We start from the raw sequence: 19,217 nt of genomic DNA, 5'->3' as shown, positions 1-19,217 counted from the left end.
GGGCCACCCGCTATTAATTCAGTTGCCCGATCCCTGTCGAAACGCTGGCCGGGCCATGCTAAGGGCTGCGCCAGCGGGCCCCGGACTGCCGCGGGGAACCCGAAACTAACCGTTAAGAACCCCGGTTTTTCCGGATTTTGGACCCTGAAATGACCGCGACCGCCGCCTCCCCTGGTGCTGCCGGGTCCGCCGCCTGGGCGGACGCGCTGCTGTTGTCGTTTGCCCAAGGCGGCTACGTCCAGGCGCACCCGGCCATCCTGCAGCCGGCCGAGCCGTTCCTCGATCTTTCTGGCGAGGACATCCGCAAGAGCCTTTACCTGACCACGGACGCCTCGGGCGAGGAGCTGTGCCTGCGCCCCGACCTCACCATTCCGGTGGCGCGCGATTACCTGGCTTCGGCCAGTGCCGGGAAGCCTGCGGGCTTTTCCTACCTCGGGCCGGTGTTCCGCTATCGCGACGGCCGCCCCAGCGAATTTCTGCAGGCCGGCATCGAATCGTTCGGCCGGCAGGACCGCGCCGCGGCGGACGCCGAAATGCTGGCGCTGGCGCTGGAGGCGACCTCAGCCTTCGGCGTGAAAGATGTCGACGTCCGCACTGGCGACGTCGCGCTGTTCAATGCGCTCATCGACGCGCTCGACCTCTATCCGGTGTGGCGGCGGCGGCTGATCAAGGATTTCAACCGCAAGGTCAGCCTTACGGACGACATCGAGCGGCTGACGCTTTCGACCGCGCCCGGCCGCAACGAATATGAGGGCGTGCTGGCCGCGATCGCCGGCTCCGACCGCAAGGCGGCGCTGGCGCTCGTCACCGACCTGATGTCGATCGCCGGCACCACCAATGTCGGCGGACGCACGGTAGCCGAAATCGCCGACCGCTTCCTCGAACAATCGACGCTGAAGGCGGGCGCGTTGCCGCGCGATGCGCTCGACATCATCAAGCGCTTTCTCGCGATCTCCGGCGATCCCAACGAGTCGGTCCAGCAATTGCGCGCGCTGGCTTCCGACGCGAAGCTGGATCTTGACGCCGCAATTGATCAGCTCGAAAGCCGCATCGGCTTTATGGCCGCGCGCGGCGTCGATACCAGATCGACGCGGTTCTCCACCGCGTTCGGCCGCGGCCTTGATTATTACACCGGCTTCGAATTCGAGCTGCATGGCAAGGGTAAAGGCAACGGCGTCGAGCCACTGATGGGCGGTGGACGCTATGATGGGTTGATGACGCAGCTCGGCGCGCCCGCGCCGATCCCGGCGGTCGGCTTCTCGGTGTGGATCGAGGCGGTGACAGAGCTCGGCCAGTCCAGCGCCAAAGGGAGCGCCGCATGACCACTCCCTTCGTTCTCGCCGTTCCCTCCAAGGGCCGCTTGCAGGACAACGCCGAAGCGTTCTTCACGCGCGCCGGCCTCACGCTGGCCAAACCGCGCGGCGCACGCGACTATCGCGGCACCATTGCCGGCCTCGACAATGTCGAGATCGCCTATCTCTCGGCGGGCGAGATCGCCTCGCAGCTCGCGCGCGGCATGGTGCATCTCGGCGTCACCGGCGAGGATTTGTTGCGCGAAAGCATCGCGGACGCCGACAAGCGCGTGCTCTTGATCGACAATCTCGGCTTCGGCAGCGCCAATGTCGTGGTCGCGGTGCCGCAGGCCTGGATCGACGTCCGCACCATGGCCGACCTCGACGACGTCACCACCGGCTTCCGCGCCCAGCATAACCGGCGGATGCGAGTCGCGACCAAATACATCAACCTGACGCGCAGCTTCTTTGCTTCCCACGGCGTGGTCGATTACCGCATCATCGAGAGTGCCGGGGCGACCGAAGGCGCGCCGGCGGTAGGTACCGCCGAGCTGATCGTCGACATCACCACGACCGGGGCGACGCTCGCGGCCAACGGGCTGAAGGTACTCGACGACGGCGTGATCCTGCGCAGCCAGGCCAATCTCGTCGCCTCGCGCGACGCCGACTGGTCGACGGAGGCCAGAGAGACCGCGCGCGTCATCCTCGACCACATCGCAGCAAGGGCCCGCGCCGCCAAATTCCGCGAAGTCCGCACCCGCTTTGCCGGCTGCAACGACAAGCTGCTGGCCGATGCGCACAACCGCTTCGGCGTGATGGCGCCGTTCGGCGGGCCGTCCTCCTCAGGGATGCTCACGCTGCACTGCCCGCCGATGCACCTCTACGCCCTCGGCAGCTTTCTGCGCGAGCACGGCGCCGACACGGTCTCGATCGCCTCGCTGGATTACGTGCTCGACCGCGAAAACCCGTTGTTTGCCAGGCTCGAGGCCTTCTTGCAGCAATAAGGTTGCTTGCGGCAATAAGGCTGCCGTTTCGTTCATCGTTGCGACAGCCTCCAGCAGGTAGCATATACGGTTGGATAATCTGGGACCTGTTCGATGACGCTCGGCTCTGACGTTTCCCGCCTGACGACGACCGCAGCCAGCGCCGCGGCGAAAGGCCTGTCGATTGTCGTGCCCGTCTACAACGAGGCGGCGGGCCTGGCGATGCTGCACGAGCGGCTGACCGGCCTCGCCGACACGCTGATGACGCGCTACGGGCTGGCGACCGAGGTCGTCTATATCGACGACGGCAGCGCCGACAACACGCTGGCGATTGCGCGCACGCTCAAAGCCGACGGCCTCGACGTCCAGGTGGTGTCGCTGTCGCGCAATTTCGGCAAGGAAGCGGCGCTGATGGCCGGGCTCGACCACGCCCGCCGCGGCGCGGTGCTGTTCATGGACGGCGACGGCCAGCATCCGCCTGATATGATCGAGAAGCTGGTCTCGCACTGGATCGATGACGGCTACGACGTCGTCTATACCGCGAAGGCGCATCGTGACAATGAATCGGCGACGCGCCGGTTTGCAGTGCGTAGCTTCTACGCGCTGATCAACTGGGGCGCGCGGCAGAAGATCCCGGAGGATGCCGGCGACTTCCGCCTGCTGTCGCCGCGCGCGGCGACCGCGCTGCGCCAGCTTCCCGAGCGCAACCGCTTCTTCAAGGGCCTGTCGAACTGGATCGGCTTCCGCCAGATCCGCGTCGACTACGAGCCGGCGCCGCGCGCGCATGGCGTCACCACCTTCAGCCCGGGCCGGCTGATCGGCCTGTCGATCGAGGGACTGACGTCGTTCTCGGTGGCGCCGCTGCGCTTTGCCAGCCTGCTCGGCATCCTGCTCGCACTCAGCGCCTTCATCTTCGGCTTGACGATTCTCTGGGAGGTCTGGACCACCGGCAAGCAGGTGCCCGGCTATCCCTCGCTGATGATCGGCTTGATGACGATCGGCGGCGTGCAGCTCATCATGATCGGCATCGTCGGCGAATATATCGGCAAGATCCTCTCGGAATTGAAGGCGCGGCCGATCTACTTCGTCGCCGAGCACACCGAGAAGCGCGCCGACGGCGAGGCCGCGGCCAGCGAACGGACCGCCGCCGAATGAAGGACGACGCGCTGCGCCGGATCTGGCTATGCGCCGACGATTACGGGCTCGCCGAGGGCGTCAACCGTGCGACTCGCGACCTGATTGGCCGCGGCCGTCTCAATGCCACCTCTGTCATGGTGGTGGGCCCGGCGATCGGCCGCACTGAAGTCGCCGCCTTGCAGGAGGCTGCGGCGAAGAGCCCGCGCTGCGCCATCGGCCTGCACACGACGCTGACGGCGCCGTTTCGTCCGCTGACGATGCATTTCCGTCCGCTCGATGGCGGCCTGTTTCTGCCGTTTCCGAACCTGTTGCGATCGGGCGTGCTCCGGCGTCTCGATCCGGAAATGATCGAGGACGAAGTGCTGGCGCAGCTAGCGGCATTCAAGGAGCTGTTCGGCCGCGCGCCCGACTTCGTCGATGGCCACCAGCACGCGCAGCTGTTCCCGCAGGTGCGCGACGGCTTTCTCCGTGCCGTAAAGGACGCCGCGCCGGGCGCCTGGGTGCGTCAGGGCGGCCGCCGCCAGCCGCTCGCCAAGCGGCTCGGCGCGCCCAAGGCGCTGGTGCTCGACATGCTGAGCGCGCAATTTCGCAAACGCGCCGCCGATGCCGGCATCGCGTTCAACCCGGCGTTCGCCGGCGCCTATGATTTTTCGAGAGTGTCCGATTTCGGCGCGCTGATGGCCGAATTTCTGGAAGGGCTGCCGGATGGCGGGCTCGTGATGTGCCATCCTGGCTTTGTCGACGAGGCGCTGCAAAGCCTCGATCCCCTCACCACCCAGCGCGAGGCGGAACACGCCTATCTGGCCAGTGACCAATTCCCGACATTGCTGGCGGCGAATAAAGTTACATTGAGTTGACAAGGCGCGACAAATACGCCCGGCGTTTTGTCGCATACAAAAATTTAATCCGGCCGCCCACTACTTGCGACACAAAGCCCGCCCTACATCTTGCCGGCGCGTCGACGACGACGCGAGGGAGAGGGCCATGACACCGCAAGAACGCCAACTGATTGACGATCTTTTCGACCGGCTCGCCAAGCTGGAGAGCGCCAAGCGCGATCCCGAGGCGATGTCGGCGATCATGCAGGGGCTACGCACCGCCCCCAACGCGGTCTATGCACTCGTGCAAACGGCGCTGGTCCAGGACGAAGCGCTGAAGCGCGCCGACATGCGCATCCAGGAGCTGGAAGCGGCGGCGGGTCAGCAAGGCCAGCAGACCCAGGCCGGCGGCTTCCTCGATTCGATGCGCGACGCGATCTTTGGACAGAACCAGCCTCAAGGTTCGCACGGCTCGGTGCCTAATGTACGCGCACCCGATATCGGCGGCAGTCGGCCGGCCTGGAACACCGGGCAGGTGCTGCAGCAGACGCAAGGCGGCGCGCCGTATAACCAGCCGGCCTATGGCCAGCCTTACGGCGGGGCGCAGCAGCAGCCGTCGGCGTTCGGCGGTGGCGGCTCTTTCCTCGGAACGGCGGCGGCGGCTGCGGCCGGCGTGGTCGGCGGATCGATTCTGGCGAACAGCATCCGCTCGATGATGGGCGGGGGCGGCAACCACCAGGCGTTCGGCGACACGTCAAGCCGCGGCGGCGTCGAAGACCGCCGGCCGTGGGGCGACCAGTCCGGCGGCGACCTGGCGCGCGACGCCGGCATCAACGACATCGGCTCGTCGAGCCGGCGCGCCGATAGCGGCAGTGACAATGACTACGGCTCTCGGCAGGGCATGTTCGATTCGGCGTCGTATGATGATGACAACGATATGGATCACGATGGCGACGGCTTTGACGGCGATGGTGGCGACAGCGACTACGCGTAAAGCCCGCGAGAGTTGAAAATCAAAACGGCCGCCCCATCGGGGCGGCCGTTTCATTTCAAACCATATCAACGAAGATCAAATCACCACCACCCTGGCGCCGACACCGACGCGGCCGTAGAGATCGATCACGTCCTCGTTGCGCATCCGGATGCAGCCGCTTGAGACGTTGGTGCCGATGGTCCAGGGCTCGTTGGAGCCGTGGATGCGATAGAGCGAAGAGCCGAGATACATCGCGCGCGCACCGAGCGGATTGTCCGGGCCGCCTTCCATGTACCGCGGCAGGTCGGGACGACGCACCAGCATTTCCGGCGGCGGCGTCCAAGCCGGCCATTCCTTCTTCGCCGAGATCGTCTTGACGCCCGACCAGGTGAAGCCGGGGCGGCCGACGCCGACGCCGTAGCGCAGCGCCTTGCCGTCGCCCTGCACCAGGAACAAGAACTTGTTCGGGGTATCGATCACGATCGTCCCCGGGCTTTCCTTGCCGTGATATTCAACCACCTGCTTTTCGTATTTCGGATCGAGCCGGTGCTGCGCTGGATCGAGCACCTGCTCCTCGCGCTGCATCGACTGTTGCGGATCCATCGGCGGCAACAGTGTGCGCCGCCCACCATATTCCGGCATCTGCTGATAGATCTGTTCGCGCTGATAGCGGCCGCCCTGCGGCGGCGCATCGCCGAACAGGAATTCGATGAAGCCGCCGCCCATGTTGGAGCGCTCGGCGGCGGCTATGCGCACCGGCGGCGCGGGCTGCCGGGCATAGATTACGGTCGGCTCAGGTGACGATGAGGCGTCGATCGCTGTGGCCTCACCGGCAAAGCAAAGACAAGACGCGCCCGCGAGGAGCGCCAAAGAGATTTTTCCGGACATCGGCGTACTCTGTACTGTTCGACACTTACGGGATCGAGGGCAGCGGCGCGACAAAGGCCGCTGCATGCGAACAATACAAATCAAAACCTAATCGGTTTGGTAAACGTAACAGGCGTTTCGATTCACCATCCCCGGCAATGCGCGCGGATTTGCCTGCTAGCGTTTATTTTGCGTGAACGCGGCCTCGTCATGGTTAATCGTTGGTATGCGGCCGCCAACACGCGAGTTTCGCGCGTGAACCTCACGTTAAATCGCGTTGGTCTACAACACCTTCGAACTGGAAGGGGTGGGAAATCTCATGTCGGTCAATCGCAAACGTTTTCGTATTGAATCCATTTTGGGCGACGCGCCCCTTGTCATGCATGAAGAAGGCGGCGAGATCGGCCCGATGCACAAAGAGATCATGGCCGAGCTGCGCGCGATCCGCGCCCAGATGGCAAGCTTCGGCCATGCCGGCGCCCCCACCAGCGTACAGTCGGAAATCGCACGCGAGACCGCCGATGCGCACGCGCTGCTTGAAACCTATCGCGCCCAGATCGAGCAGTGCGAGAAGCTGAAGGTCGAGCTCGACCTGATCCACGACGCCATCAACCGCACCAAACGCGAAATCGCCACCCTGCACGGCAAGAGCTTCGACGGCCAGGAAATGGCCAAGGTCAACGGCGAACTCGGCGCCGTCGTCGGCGGCACCGAACAGGCCACCCAACAGATTCTGGAAGCCACCGAAGCGATCGACCAGGCGGCGACCGCGCTCTCCAAGAACATCTCGCCCGACCAGCAGAAGCTGCTCTCAGAAGAAATCCAGGAACGCGTCGTTTCGATCTTCGAGGCCTGCAACTTCCAGGACCTCACCGGTCAGCGCATCAGCAAGGTGATGACCACGATGAAGTTCATCGAGCAGCACATCTACACCATGATGGACATCTGGGGGGGCGTCGACGCGATCAAGGCCCATGCCATTCCGATCGTCGACACCCGCGAGGGCGATGCCAAGCTGCTCAACGGTCCGAAGCTCGACGGCGACGTCGGCCACGCCTCGCAGGATGACATCGACGCCATGTTCAATTGATCGGCTGGTTAACTTCAGCCCCAAAACAAAACGCCGGCAGTGATGCCGGCGTTTTTTGTTGGCCCTTCCTCACCTCCACCGTCATCGTCCGCGAAGGCGGACGATCCAGTATTCCAGAGACGTCAGTGATTCAGCGGAGAGGCCGCGGCGTACTGGATGCCCAGCCTTCGCCGGGCATGACGCCAAGGGGCGTAGCCTGACCTCACGCCCGCGGGGCGCAGCGGACATAGACCATATTGCCGTAGCGGACGGCGGCATCCTTGTCGATGAAGCGGGTGATCAGCACGCGGCCGTCGAACGAGATGATCTCGCGGTCCTGTTCCCCCCCGGCGGGACCGGGCGGGCCGATATAGTTCTTGCCGCCCGGCGAGCCCTTGAGGCGCAGCTCCTGCGGGGTGGCCTGGTCGGCCAGATGCATGACGACACCGCCGGAGGTGCCGGCGCCGATCACATAGGGCTGCTTGCACTGGCCGCGCGCCGCGGCCTCGGTGCGGGCGCGGTCGTTCGGGTTCTGGAACGAGGCGAGGCCCCAGCGGCCGACGATCTCGTCGGCGCGGATGGTCGCGGGCATTTCGGGCGCAACGCCGGGCTCGGCCTCGGGCGCCGGATTGGACGACAGCGACGGCAGGCTCATGCTGCCGCACGCCGCAAGCAACACCGCCAGCGCCGACGCGGCCGCCAGATTGGCAACCGTACGCGCATTACGTGAGCTGATCATTGCAATCCCCCGACAATTCCTTGGCCGCTCCCGTCAAGCAGCCAATCGTAAAAAGCCTGCCGGAGCAATGACGTCGGTTGAATTACGCCGCTGCACCGATTTTGTTTCTTTGGGAGCATCCTATACCGGCCTCAAGAAGGCCTTAACCCCCTTGTTTGCTTGACAGGAACAGCGCCAAGCCATATTTCCCGGCCCCACGTTTAGCACTCAAGCGCGAAGATTGCTAAGGGGCGTGCTGTCCCCGCCCGGGGCGGCTTCGAATACCCGGCATATCCGCCATTTTCAATGGCGCAGATCTGAAACCGAGCCTCCCAGAGGAACTTCAAGAGGAGACGTCATGGCCAAATCCAAATTCCGCCCACTGCACGATCGTGTCGTGGTCAAGCGCATCGATGCCGAAGAGAAGACCAAGGGCGGCATCATCATTCCCGATACCGCCAAGGAAAAGCCGTCGCAGGGCGAAGTTACCGCCGTCGGCCCGGGCGGCCGTGACGAAACCGGCAAGCTGATTCCGATCGATCTCAAGGTCGGCGACCGCGTGCTATTCGGCAAATGGTCGGGCACCGAGGTCAAGCTCGACGGCGAGGAACTCCTGATCATGAAGGAGTCCGACATCATGGGCGTGCTGACGTAAGCCGATCAATCCAAGCGGTCGCTGCCCAGTGACTTCTTCCCTTCTCCCCTTGTGGGAGAAGGTGGCGCGCTTTGGAGCGCACTTGCGCTCCTGAGCGCGCCGGATGAGGGGTCTGCATCCGCGGAGACAGACCCCTCACCCGTCCGCGATGCTTCGCATCGCGTCCACCCTCTCCCACAAGGGGAGAGGGGAAGAGTCCCGGCGGTGACCGCGACCAAGTATCCAATTCATTTCAGGAGTCCCACAACATGGCTGCCAAAGACGTTAAATTTTCCGGCGACGCCCGCGACCGCATGCTGCGCGGCGTCGACGTCCTCGCCAACGCGGTGAAGGTGACGCTCGGTCCGAAGGGCCGCAACGTCGTGATCGAGAAGAGTTTTGGCGCACCCCGCATCACCAAGGACGGCGTCACCGTCGCCAAGGAGATCGAGCTCGAGGACAAGTTCGAGAACATGGGCGCGCAGATGCTGCGCGAAGTCGCCTCCAAGACCAACGATACCGCCGGCGACGGCACCACCACCGCGACCGTGCTGGCGCAGGCGATCGTGCGCGAAGGCGGCAAGGCGGTCGCGGCCGGCATGAACCCGATGGACCTCAAGCGCGGCATCGACATCGCCGTACACGCCGTGGTCAAGGATCTCGAGAAGCGCGCCAAGCCGGTCGCGGCCTCGTCCGAAGTTGCCCAGGTCGGCACCATCTCGGCCAACGGCGACACCGCCATCGGCAAGATGATCGCGCAGGCGATGCAGAAGGTCGGCAATGAAGGCGTGATCACTGTCGAGGAGAACAAGTCGCTCGAGACCGAGGTCGACATCGTCGAGGGCATGAAGTTCGACCGCGGCTATCTGTCGCCCTACTTCATCACCAACGCCGAGAAGATGACCGCCGAGCTGGAAGACGTCTTCGTGCTGCTGCACGAGAAGAAGCTGTCCGGCCTGCAGGCGATGCTGCCGGTGCTGGAAGCCGTGGTGCAGTCCGGCCGTCCGCTCTTGATCATCGCCGAGGACGTCGAGGGCGAGGCGCTGGCGACGCTGGTCGTCAACCGCCTGCGCGGCGGTTTGAAGGTCGCCGCCGTCAAGGCGCCGGGCTTCGGCGACCGCCGCAAGGCCATGCTGGAAGACATCGCGATCCTGACCGGCGGTCAGCTGATCTCCGAGGAACTCGGCATGAAGCTCGAAAGCGTCACCATCAACATGCTGGGACGCGCCGGCAAGGTCGTGATCGACAAGGAGAACACGACCATCGTCAAGGGCGCCGGCAAGAAGAAGGACATCGAGGCCCGCGTCACCCAGATCAAGGCGCAGATCGAGGAGACCACCTCGGACTACGACCGCGAGAAGCTGCAGGAGCGGCTGGCCAAGCTCGCTGGCGGCGTTGCCGTGATCAAGGTCGGCGGCGCGACCGAAATCGAGGTCAAGGAGAAGAAGGACCGCGTCGAGGATGCCCTCAACGCGACCCGCGCGGCCGTGCAGGAAGGCATCGTGCCGGGCGGCGGCGTGGCGCTGCTGCGCGCCAAGAAGGCGGTCGGCCGCATCAACAACGACAATTCCGACGTCCAGGCCGGTATCAACATCGTGCTGAAGGCGCTGGAAGCCCCGGTGCGCCAGATCTCGGAAAACGCCGGCGTCGAAGGCTCGCTCGTGGTCGGCAAGATCCTCGAGAACAAGTCGGAGACGTTCGGCTTCGACGCCCAGACCGAGGAATATGTCGACATGGTCGACAAGGGCATCATCGACCCCGCCAAGGTGGTGCGCACCGCCCTGCAGGACGCCTCCTCCGTCGCCGGCCTTTTGGTGACAACCGAAGCCATGGTCGCCGAACTGCCGAAGGAGCCGGCGCCGGCGATGCCCGGCGGTGGCGGCGGCATGGGCGGAATGGGCGGCATGGGCTTCTGAGGCCCCCGCTCGTCCCCCCAGCCAGCAGATCGAAGGCCGCCTCCGGGCGGCCTTCTTTTTGGCTGAAGACATCGGGGTTTGCTGGTAGGACGTCTCCGATTTCATCGTTTCGGGAATTCTTGCATGCGCGCGCTCTGTCTTCTGCTGCTTGGTCTGGCGACGGCCTCTCCCGCCTTCGCCCAGATGAAACTTCCCTCGAAGACCGCGCCCGGCGCCGTGGAGACTCGCTATTTCACCGCGATCGATGGCCTGATGGACGGCAATGCCGACGTCGTGCTGAAGGAAACCCGCCAGGGCAAAACCGTCACCGCGGCGACTCTCGACGTCTGCTATCCCGTCGCCAAGGGTTCCGACCGCAAGGACCGCTTCGTCGCGAATCTCGCCGTGAGCGGCCAGAATCTGACCGGCACCACGCAGAGCCTTGGTGACAAGCAGCCGGTGACCATCAAGCTGACCCGCAGGCCGACCGGGGACACTTTCGAGTTCCGCGGCCAGATCACGGTCGGCCAGGCGGTCACCGAAGTCGCCTCGACGGACAATTCCGATCTCAGCGAGAAGGAATTTTTGGACAACCAGACCAGCGACGACGGCATCACGCCGGCGCCGAAGGATTTTACCGAGGTTTCACCGGAGGCGATCGGCGTGCGGATCAAGCTCGACGCAGCGCTGGATTTCCTCAAGAGCCTGAAGGGCGAGGCCGTCGAGGTCGGGCTCTCCAGCCTGTCGATCTCCTGCGATGCGCTGCGCGCCGGTGAGCAGACCATCAACCTGACGGCCGATCCGGAGCGGGCCGCTGCGCTGATCGCGAAGATCAAATCGATGCCCGGCGTGGTCGCGGCAGGATGGACCAGCGGCGCCATCGAGATGGACCGCACCATCCGCTTTGCCGCGAATGAATGGCGCGACGGCGACAAGATCAACAAGGACAAGATCGCATCCGCCATCTCCGGCGTCCTCGCCAAAACGCTTTCGGCCAAGCCGGCGGAGGCAAGCTGGAACGCCAACACCGGGAAAGCGAAACTGACGTTCAAGCGGCCGAGTCCGATCTATCCGCCGCTCGGCCTCACCGAAACGCTCGAGATCACCGCGCTGGTCTCGCCGGACAAGCCCGGCACCACCGACAGGCTGATGCTGTGGATCTCGAGCCCGGTGATCACGACTGCCGATGAGGGCACCGGCGCCAAATTGCATGTCTCGGAAGATTCCACCGGCGATGAGGAAGGCGGCGAGCCAAAGGACGACAATGGCGCGATCGACGCGCTGGCGAGGGAATTCAAGGGCCAGCGCTGGGACGCCGACAGGAGCGTGTGGAAGTAGCGCGCCAGAATTACCGCACGTCACGCAATTACCGTGCGCTCGCTGCAAAAATTAAGATTCGATTCAGCTTAGAGGAACATCATTGGCTAACCAAAATTTGGATTAAGCCGATGTACGAGCGTGAGCCGAGTACCGTTGAAAGCATCTTATCCGGGAATGTGGCTGGCGGGTTGGGGCCGGCGGCATTGCGGAATTTCCTGAACTCCGGTCGAGAGGATGTTCTGGTCGTGCGCGCGTCCTCGCGTGCCCGCGCGCGGAACATGCTGCTGGTCGCTGTCGCGCTCGCGGCCAGCTTTGGACTGGGATGGACCGGCGGCCTGAGCTGGCCCCAATTTGCCGGTGAATTCGGCCTCGAAACGGCCGCGCAGAATGAAGCGTCCTCGCCTCGGATGGCCGAAGCACGCCCCGGCAAGATCGAAAGCGGGCGAAAGTCTGCATCGGCAGCGGACTCGCCCGCCATTGTGGGCAGCATTTCCAAGCCACCTTTGCCGCGTCCCTCTGCGAGCGCGGTTTCCCAGGCCAATGTGAGCGCTACCGCGGCGCTCGCGTTGCGCCAGCCGGTGTTGGCCGCACCGCCGGAAACCCGGCCGACCACCATTCCCGGCTGGACTGTCGTCGATGTGCGCGACGGCACCGCCGTTCTCGAAGGTCCCGATGGCATCAAGATGGCCGCCCGCGGCGATGCCGTTCCCGGGCTCGGGCGGATCGAGTCCATCGTGCGCTGGGGCAACCGCTGGATCGTTGCCACCGCCAACGGATTGATCGCGACGCAGTAGCCGAGCGGTCGCGCTAATTCGTGTTGATGCGAAACCGCAGCGTTTTCGCGCCGATGAACGACACGAGATCGCCCTGCCGCTTCCAGGTGGCCGCGGCGCTCAAGGCCGCGATCAACTCGTCGTCCTGCTGCGCACGGTCCGGCGGACAAGGCCGGTTTTCCATCGCCCCCATGACGAAGATCACAGTGTTGCCGGCCACTGAAAACTGGCCCTTGCCGCCCTTGCACCAGAGCTCGAGCACGACCTCGCCGGCATCGCCGATGTCCAGATTGGGAATCCGCTTCGAGCCCGGCTGACGGTTTGCATCGAGCTGCATTTCGCTTCCGAACGGAAAGCCGTCGTCCTCGGCCAATGCCGGGCTGAACGGCAAGGCGGCTGCGATCAGCAACAGCGAAGCGGCGCCTGCGCGAGCCGTATGTAGCAATGAAACCATGTACCCTCTCGAAAAGACCAGACCTGCCGCGCCGCGCGCCGTTCTATTGGACAATGACGGGATTGGCTAGCGCGTCGATGCATCGATGGGGATCGCCGCGTGCTCTGGACTTGGGGCGATGCGGCCGTGTTGGCCGAAGCCTGGAACATCAGTAACATCTTCGGCTTCTTTGTTCGGGGGCATATTGAGCCGCCCAGCCGTTATCGGAGAAGGGTCCCAACCGCGGTGAAGCAGCGAACCGTCCTCGTCAATGACCGGATGCAGCGCGGCTATCGCTACGTTCTCGTGGCAGCCGCCGGCCGCAACTTCGACCCGGACTTCTGTCCAGATCTCACGCCGGCGGAAATGCTGCAGCTCGGCGTGTTCGGCGGCAAATACATGACCGATTGCAGGCGCGAGTTTCCGGCGAGCTGGTTTGCGCGGGCAAAGCTCTCGCCTGATAGCGCCGATCCCAAGGTGAACTTCTTCGGCGTCGCCGCCAGCCAGCCGCTTTCGGTGTGGCGCAAAAAAGGCTGGATTCACCCCGACGACCCGCGCGGCTGGTTTCAATGGTACTGCCGCTATTACCGCGGCCGGCGGTTGCCGGACGAGGATACCAGGCAGATCAAGCGCTGGGCCGCGATCCGCCGCCACATCAGCCAATTGCAGGCCAACTGCGAGCAAGGCGATATTTTCTGCCGCAAGCGGCAGCGGCAAGCGCTGCTGCACTGGGCCTATGACAGCCGGAAACTCTGACATGTCCTTGGGCCGTTGCCCGCGGGGATTTCGGCGGCGCCGCGACTCCAGCACCGGCGTCGCGAACCGATAGACGTCGCAACGGCGCGGCATTTCCCACGGGTTGGGCACACAAGGCTCAAGCAATAAGCAGAGAAGCTATTTTTCATTCACTCCACGATGCAGCAACGCTTTGACTGTCGCGATGAACTGCGATGGGATCAGCATGCCGGAATGCGCGTTCAAATCGAGGAGGATACGATGTGCGCGGGTGATGACAAGAACTGTCCGGAATTCGAGCTCCACCATCGCAAGTTCAAGGAAACGCTGGATCGCGAACGCCGATCGTTTCTAAGATCCAGCTTTGCCGCGGCCGGAGGCGCCGCCGCGATGACCGCGGGCGGCATTTCCCTGGTGACGCCGCAGATGGCGGCCGCAGCCGAAAAGAACCAGCCCGCCAAGCGCGCCTATCATCATTTGCCGGCAAATGCCGAAACGGTGCATTGGGGTTATTTCAGCAAGAAACTGAAACCACAGGTCGAGATCGATTCCGGCGACTTCATCACCATCGAGGCGCTGACTCACCATGCCAATGATGACGCCGAGCGCATGGTGAAGGGCGATCCCGGCGCCGAAAGCGTGTTCCTGTGGACCAAGGAAAAGAAGGGCGTCAACCGGCGCGGCGCCGGACCGATTGATGCCTCGCTGTTCGGGCGTGGCGCCGGCGAAGGCCTCGGCGTGCACATCTGCACGGGTCCGGTCTATGTGCGCGGCGCCCAGGAGGGCGACGTGATCGAACTGCGCATCATCGACGTCACGCCCCGGCCATGTGCCAATCCGCAATATCGCGGCAAGGCTTTCGGCAGCAACGCGGCGGCGTGGTGGGGCTTTCACTACAAGGACCTGTTGACCGAGCCCAAGCCGCGCGAAGTGATCACGATCTACGAGGTCGACGCATCAGGCGAACGCAACTGGGCGAAAGCCGTGTACAATTTCCAATGGACGCCGCAGACCGATCCTTCGGGTGTCGTGCACAAGACCATCGACTATCCCGGCGTTCCGGTCGATCACGCCACGATCAAGGAGAACCACGGCATCCTGAAGAATGTGCGCATTCCGATCCGCCCGCATTTCGGCGTCATTGGCCTGGCGCCAAAGGAAGCCGATATCGTCGATTCGATTCCGCCGAGCTATACCGGCGGCAACATCGACAATTGGCGGATCGGCAAGGGCGCCACGATGTATTATCCGGTCGCGGTCGAAGGCGGCCTGCTGTCGGTCGGCGACCCGCACGCTTCGCAAGGCGACTCCGAGCTGTGCGGCACCGCGATCGAAAGCTCGCTGAACGGCACCTTCCAGATCATCCTGCACAAGAAGGCCGATCTCGTCGGCACGGCGCTCGAAGCGCTCGATTATCCGATGCTGGAAACCCGGGACGAGTGGCTGGTGCACGGCTTCAGCTTCGCCAATTATCTCACCGAACTGGGAGACAAGGCGCAGTCGGACATCTACTCGAAATCGTCGGTCGACCTCGCTTTGCGCGATGCGTTCCGCAAGATGCGGAAGTTCCTGATGACGACCAAGAAGCTGACCGAAGACGAGGCAATCTCCCTGATTACCGTTGGCGTCGACTTCGGCATCACCCAGGTGGTCGATGGAAACTGGGGCGTCCATGCGGTGATCAAGAAGGATATCTTCGCCGGTGGCGAGACCTGATCAAATCCCGCACTGACAAATCCCCGCGGCTGGTGCCGCGGGGATTTTGGTAGCCGCGCTATTTCAACACCAGCATCGTGAACGGATAGACATAGGCCTGCAGCGTCACCAGCACGCCGACGAGGCACGCCAGCACGATGGAGTGCAGGAAGACGTAGCGCAGGATCGAGCCTTCATGGCCATACCAGTTGGTGGCGGTGGAGGCGACCACGATCGATTGCGCATCGATCATCTTGCCCATCACGCCGCCGGAGGAGTTCGCGGCGGCCATCAGCACCGGCGACAGGCCGAGCTGCTCGGACGTGATCCTCTGCAGATTGCCGAACAGCACGTTGGAAGCGGTATCCGATCCGGTCAGCGCCACGCCGAGCCAGCCGAGCAGCGTGCCGAAGAAGGGATAGAGCACGCCGGTCGCGGCAAAGGCGAGGCCGAGCGTGGCGTCGACGCCGGACAGCCGCGTCAGCGTGCCGATCGCCAGCATCGCCGAGATCGTGATCAGCGAGATCGCGCACAGCCTGATGGTGCGGCCGTATTCGGCGACCATCTTCATCGGCGAAAAGCCCATCAAGAGGCCGGAGATGATGGCGGCGAGCAGCATTCCGGTGCCGGTGAAGGACAGCCAGGTGAAGTCGAATACAGCCGCTTCCGGCGTCGGCTTGGCGGCGACCGGCGGCACCTTGTTGATCATGTTGTGCAGCTCGGGCACCTGGTATTTCCAGGCGAAGTTGGCGTTGGCCCAGCCCTTGAACGCGCCGGTGCCCCAGACCAGCATCACGACGCAGACGATGATCCATGGCAATAACGCGCTCCAGAGCTGTGGCTGGGTCAGCTTCGTTGTATCCAGCGGCTTGGCGGGCTGCATCGTGGCGGCCGATTCATCGTGGCCGCGCAGCTCCGGCGAGGTCCAGAGCTCGCTTGGCTGCCAAACTCGAAGAAACAGAATCAGGCAGCCCATCGAGATCAGCGACGCACCGATGTCGACGATCCACGGGTTGATGAAGTTCGAGATCAGGAATTGCGGGACGGCGAAGGAAACGCCGGTGACGAGAACAGCGGGCCAGATCGCGATCATGCCGCGCCAGCCGGCAAACGCCCAGATCAGCCAAAACGGCACGATCAGCGAGAAGAACGGCAATTGCCGGCCGACCATGGCGCCGAGCACGTAAGGATCGAGGCCGGTGACCGTTGCGAGGCCCTGGATGGGCGTGCCGAGCGCGCCATAGGCGACCGGCGCGGTGTTGGCGATCAGCGACAGGCCGGAAGCAGCGAGCGGCGAGAAGCCAAGCCCGATCAAAATGGCGCCGGTTATCGCCACCGGCGTGCCGAAACCTGATGCGCCCTCGAAGAAGGCGCCGAAGGCAAACGCGATCAGGAGCAGCTGCAGCCGGCGGTCGGTGGTGACGCCGCCGATCGCGCGCTGCAACAGCTCGAAGCGGCCGGTCTCCACCGTGATGCGATAGAGGAAGATGACGTTGAGCACAATCCAGCCGATCGGAAAGAAACCGACCACGACGCCGAGCAGCGAGGCGCGGATCGACATGCCCCAGGGCATGGTGAAGATGCCGATGGTGATGATGTTGGCGACAACAAGCGCGACGATGGCCGCCAGATGGGCCTTGACCTTGCCGCTGGCGATTAGCACCAGCAGCGTGACGACCGGCAAGGCGGCGGCGATCGTCGACAGCGCGGTGTTGCCGAGCGGATTATAGTGTTGGTCCCACATCATCGCGGTCCTCCCACATGTGTTTTTGGCGCGCCCGCGGACTCGTGGATGGCCGGACGCGGGCTTGAAGCGAAGTGCGGGAGCGGCCTTGCAAGCTGAGGCCTGGTTGCATTAATGCCAGCCAACGCTCACAACCGCGCGAAGTTCGATTGGCCCCGCCCCTCACGGTCGCAGCCATGCTAGTGTCTCACCGGCACCTGCGACAAGGCGCCGCAGACGGCTCATTCCATAACCTTCGTCGCAGGCCTTAATTCCTCTGTTTGTTCAAGGCCTTAAGCCCCATTTTCCGGAGACGGTGATCTGTGAACAATATCCGCCCGACGCTCGCCACGGTATGGCGCATCGCCGCCCCCTACTTCAGCTCCGAGGACAAATTGGCCGGCCGCGTGCTGCTCGCCGCGGTGATCGCCATTGAGCTTGCCATCGTCGGCATCAACGTCCTGATCAATCAGTGGAACCTGCGCTTCTACAACGCGCTGCAGGACCGAAACTGGGACTCGTTCGTCAGCGAGATCATCTATTTCAGCGTGCTCGCCGCTATCTTCATCGTGCTGGCGGTCTATCAGCTCTATCTCAATCAATGGCTGCAGATCCGCTGGCGGCAATGGATGACCAAGCAATATCTCGGTGAGTGGTTGCACCACGCCAATCACTACCGGATGCAGCTTCAGGGCGATGCCGCCGACAACCCGGACCAGCGCATGACCGACGACGTCAAGCTGTTCGTCGATCGCACGCTGAACATCGGCGTCGGTTTGCTGAGCTCGATCGTCACGCTCGCATCCTTTGTCACCATCCTGTGGGGCCTTTCGAACGACGCACCGCTGCATTTGTTCGGCCAGGAATATGCCATTCCCGGTTATCTCGTCTGGGGCGCGCTGATCTATTCGGTGCTCGGCACCGTGCTGACCCATCTGATTGGATGGCCGCTGGTCGGCATCGATTTCAGGCAGCAGCAATATGAAGCCGACTTCCGCTTCAACCTGGTGCGCGTGAGGGAAAATTCCGAACAGATCGCGCTCTTGCACGGCGAGCAAGCCGAGCGCGAGCGCCTCATGGTTCGCTTCGGACGCGTGGTGGAGAACTGGATCGCCATCATGAACCGGACCAAGAAGATCACGGCATTCACGGCGAGCTACAACCAGGCTTCCGTGATCTTCCCCTACGTGCTGGTGGCGCCGGCCTATTTCGCGAGCAAGATCCAGCTCGGCGGCATGATGCAGACCGCGTCGGCATTTTCGAACGTGCAGGGCGCGCTGTCGTTCTTCATCACCATCTACCGCCAGCTCGCGGAGTGGCAGGCCGTGGTCAACCGCCTCGACGGCTTCGAGGCGGGGATCGCCGCGGCACAAGAACTCGCCAGCCGCAGCGAACGCGTTCACGTCGTCAAGGCGGGGGATGGCACTATTGGCCTCAAGGAGCTGGCGCTGCGATTGCCGAGCGGCACGCCGCTGGTGAATGCGGACACGTTCAGTTTCCGCAAGGGGGAGCGCACACTGATGACCGGCCCCTCGGGCTCCGGCAAATCGACGCTGTTCCGCGCCATTGCTGGCATCTGGCCGTTCGGGAGCGGCTCGGTCACCGTACCGGCCGGAGCAAGGTTGATGATGCTGCCGCAGCGTCCGTATTTTCCGGTCGGATCGCTGCAGGGCGCCATCGAATATCCCGCCAAGGAGGGCGCGTTCAGCGCCGAGCAGATCTCCGACACGCTGCGCGCGGTGGGGCTGCCCAAGCTCGCCGAGCAGATCGGCGAGCACGGGCACTGGAATCGAACGCTCTCGCTCGGCGAACAGCAGCGGCTCGGCATCGCACGCGCGCTGTTGCATGCGCCGCAATATCTGTTCCTCGATGAAGCCACCGCTTCGCTCGATGAGCCCTCGGAAAAGGCGCTGTACCGCCTGATCGAGCAGAAACTGCCTGACACCACCATCGTCTCGATCGGTCACCGCTCGACGCTCGACGCCTTCCATCAGCGCAACGTTGCGCTGACGCGCGACGGCGACCGCTTCGTGCTCGAGGGCACCGAGGCGGCGGAAACGTAACCGCACAGCCGCTCAAAGCCAGCGCTGTGGCCAGCGCTGGCGGCGGACGGTGCGATGCCAGACGTATGAGAACGCCGTCAGCAGCAGCG

At 63.9% G+C, this 19,217-nt stretch carries 17 protein-coding genes; 13 read left to right on the top strand and 4 right to left on the bottom strand.

Features of this window, described 5'->3' with window-relative positions:
* Window positions 1-149: 149 nt before the first annotated feature.
* The 5 genes from RX331_RS06095 to RX331_RS06075 all read left to right on the top strand — a co-directional run bounded on the left by RX331_RS06095 (window position 150) and on the right by RX331_RS06075 (window position 5,224).
* On the top strand, window positions 150-1,322 hold the full coding sequence (locus RX331_RS06095) for an ATP phosphoribosyltransferase regulatory subunit (RefSeq protein ID WP_317255721.1): 1,173 nt from the start codon (window positions 150-152) through the stop codon (window positions 1,320-1,322).
* A complete protein-coding gene (gene hisG / locus RX331_RS06090; RefSeq protein WP_317255720.1) occupies window positions 1,319-2,296 on the top strand; it encodes an ATP phosphoribosyltransferase in 978 nt (325 codons plus the stop codon). Before RX331_RS06095 ends, hisG begins: the two co-directional genes overlap by 4 nt.
* 93 nt (window positions 2,297-2,389) lie before the next feature.
* Window positions 2,390-3,430 (top strand): glycosyltransferase family 2 protein, encoded by a 1,041-nt coding sequence (locus tag RX331_RS06085; RefSeq protein ID WP_317255719.1) that lies wholly within the window; start codon window positions 2,390-2,392, stop codon window positions 3,428-3,430.
* Entirely contained in the window at window positions 3,427-4,269 is an 843-nt protein-coding gene (locus tag RX331_RS06080) for a ChbG/HpnK family deacetylase (protein WP_317255718.1), read from the top strand. The genes RX331_RS06085 and RX331_RS06080 overlap by 4 nt, the downstream gene beginning before the upstream one ends.
* A 127-nt stretch (window positions 4,270-4,396) precedes the next feature.
* Window positions 4,397-5,224: a DUF2076 domain-containing protein gene (locus tag RX331_RS06075; protein WP_317255717.1), complete on the top strand. Its 828-nt coding sequence runs from the start codon at window positions 4,397-4,399 to the stop codon at window positions 5,222-5,224.
* A gap of 75 nt (window positions 5,225-5,299) precedes the next feature.
* Here the strand turns inward: RX331_RS06075 and RX331_RS06070 are convergent, their stop codons facing one another.
* Window positions 5,300-6,091 carry a L,D-transpeptidase gene (locus RX331_RS06070; protein WP_317255716.1) on the bottom strand — a complete coding sequence of 264 codons (792 nt, stop codon included), beginning with the start codon at window positions 6,089-6,091 and terminating at the stop codon, window positions 5,300-5,302.
* A 298-nt stretch (window positions 6,092-6,389) separates the two neighbouring features.
* On the opposite strand from RX331_RS06070, the gene RX331_RS06065 reads away from it, so the two are divergent.
* Window positions 6,390-7,160: a protein phosphatase CheZ gene (locus RX331_RS06065; RefSeq protein ID WP_317255715.1), complete on the top strand. Its 771-nt coding sequence runs from the start codon at window positions 6,390-6,392 to the stop codon at window positions 7,158-7,160.
* 202 nt (window positions 7,161-7,362) lie between these two features.
* Here the strand turns inward: RX331_RS06065 and RX331_RS06060 are convergent, their stop codons facing one another.
* Entirely contained in the window at window positions 7,363-7,878 is a 516-nt protein-coding gene (locus tag RX331_RS06060) for a hypothetical protein (protein WP_317255714.1), read from the bottom strand.
* Window positions 7,879-8,215: 337 nt separating this feature from the next.
* Here RX331_RS06060 and groES point away from each other — a divergent pair, with 337 nt between their 5' ends.
* The 4 genes from groES to RX331_RS06040 all read left to right on the top strand — a co-directional run bounded on the left by groES (window position 8,216) and on the right by RX331_RS06040 (window position 12,500).
* Complete coding sequence (groES, locus tag RX331_RS06055) at window positions 8,216-8,512, top strand: co-chaperone GroES (RefSeq protein WP_212503068.1); 297 nt, start codon at window positions 8,216-8,218, stop codon at window positions 8,510-8,512.
* Between the two features lie 248 nt (window positions 8,513-8,760).
* A complete protein-coding gene (gene groL, locus RX331_RS06050) occupies window positions 8,761-10,407 on the top strand; it encodes a chaperonin GroEL (RefSeq protein WP_317255713.1) in 1,647 nt (548 codons plus the stop codon).
* A 123-nt stretch (window positions 10,408-10,530) separates the two neighbouring features.
* Entirely contained in the window at window positions 10,531-11,724 is a 1,194-nt protein-coding gene (locus tag RX331_RS06045) for a hypothetical protein (RefSeq protein WP_317255712.1), read from the top strand.
* A gap of 110 nt (window positions 11,725-11,834) precedes the next feature.
* Window positions 11,835-12,500 (top strand): hypothetical protein, encoded by a 666-nt coding sequence (locus RX331_RS06040; RefSeq protein ID WP_317255711.1) that lies wholly within the window; start codon window positions 11,835-11,837, stop codon window positions 12,498-12,500.
* A 13-nt stretch (window positions 12,501-12,513) separates the two neighbouring features.
* Here the strand turns inward: RX331_RS06040 and RX331_RS06035 are convergent, their stop codons facing one another.
* Window positions 12,514-12,933, bottom strand: coding sequence for an META domain-containing protein (locus RX331_RS06035; RefSeq protein ID WP_410708132.1), 420 nt, complete (start codon window positions 12,931-12,933; stop codon window positions 12,514-12,516).
* Between the two features lie 258 nt (window positions 12,934-13,191).
* Between RX331_RS06035 and RX331_RS06030 the strand changes: the two genes are divergently transcribed.
* Both RX331_RS06030 and RX331_RS06025 read left to right on the top strand, forming a co-directional pair.
* Complete coding sequence (locus RX331_RS06030) at window positions 13,192-13,668, top strand: hypothetical protein (protein ID WP_410708254.1); 477 nt, start codon at window positions 13,192-13,194, stop codon at window positions 13,666-13,668.
* 240 nt (window positions 13,669-13,908) lie between these two features.
* The gene (locus RX331_RS06025) at window positions 13,909-15,363 is read left to right on the top strand and encodes an acetamidase/formamidase family protein (protein ID WP_317258032.1); all 1,455 of its coding nucleotides are present in this window, start codon (window positions 13,909-13,911) and stop codon (window positions 15,361-15,363) included.
* Between the two features lie 58 nt (window positions 15,364-15,421).
* On the opposite strand, the gene RX331_RS06020 is transcribed toward RX331_RS06025, so the two are convergent.
* Window positions 15,422-17,086 (bottom strand): L-lactate permease, encoded by a 1,665-nt coding sequence (locus RX331_RS06020; protein WP_317258031.1) that lies wholly within the window; start codon window positions 17,084-17,086, stop codon window positions 15,422-15,424.
* 302 nt (window positions 17,087-17,388) lie between these two features.
* Here RX331_RS06020 and RX331_RS06015 point away from each other — a divergent pair, with 302 nt between their 5' ends.
* Window positions 17,389-19,128 carry an ABC transporter ATP-binding protein/permease gene (locus RX331_RS06015; protein WP_317255709.1) on the top strand — a complete coding sequence of 580 codons (1,740 nt, stop codon included), beginning with the start codon at window positions 17,389-17,391 and terminating at the stop codon, window positions 19,126-19,128.
* Window positions 19,129-19,217: the final 89 nt, after the last annotated feature.

It is taken from the genome of Bradyrhizobium sp. BWA-3-5 (genome assembly GCF_032917985.1).
Classification (GTDB): Bacteria; Pseudomonadota; Alphaproteobacteria; order Rhizobiales; family Xanthobacteraceae; genus Bradyrhizobium.
This window is presented reverse-complemented; position numbering and strand designations above follow the sequence as displayed.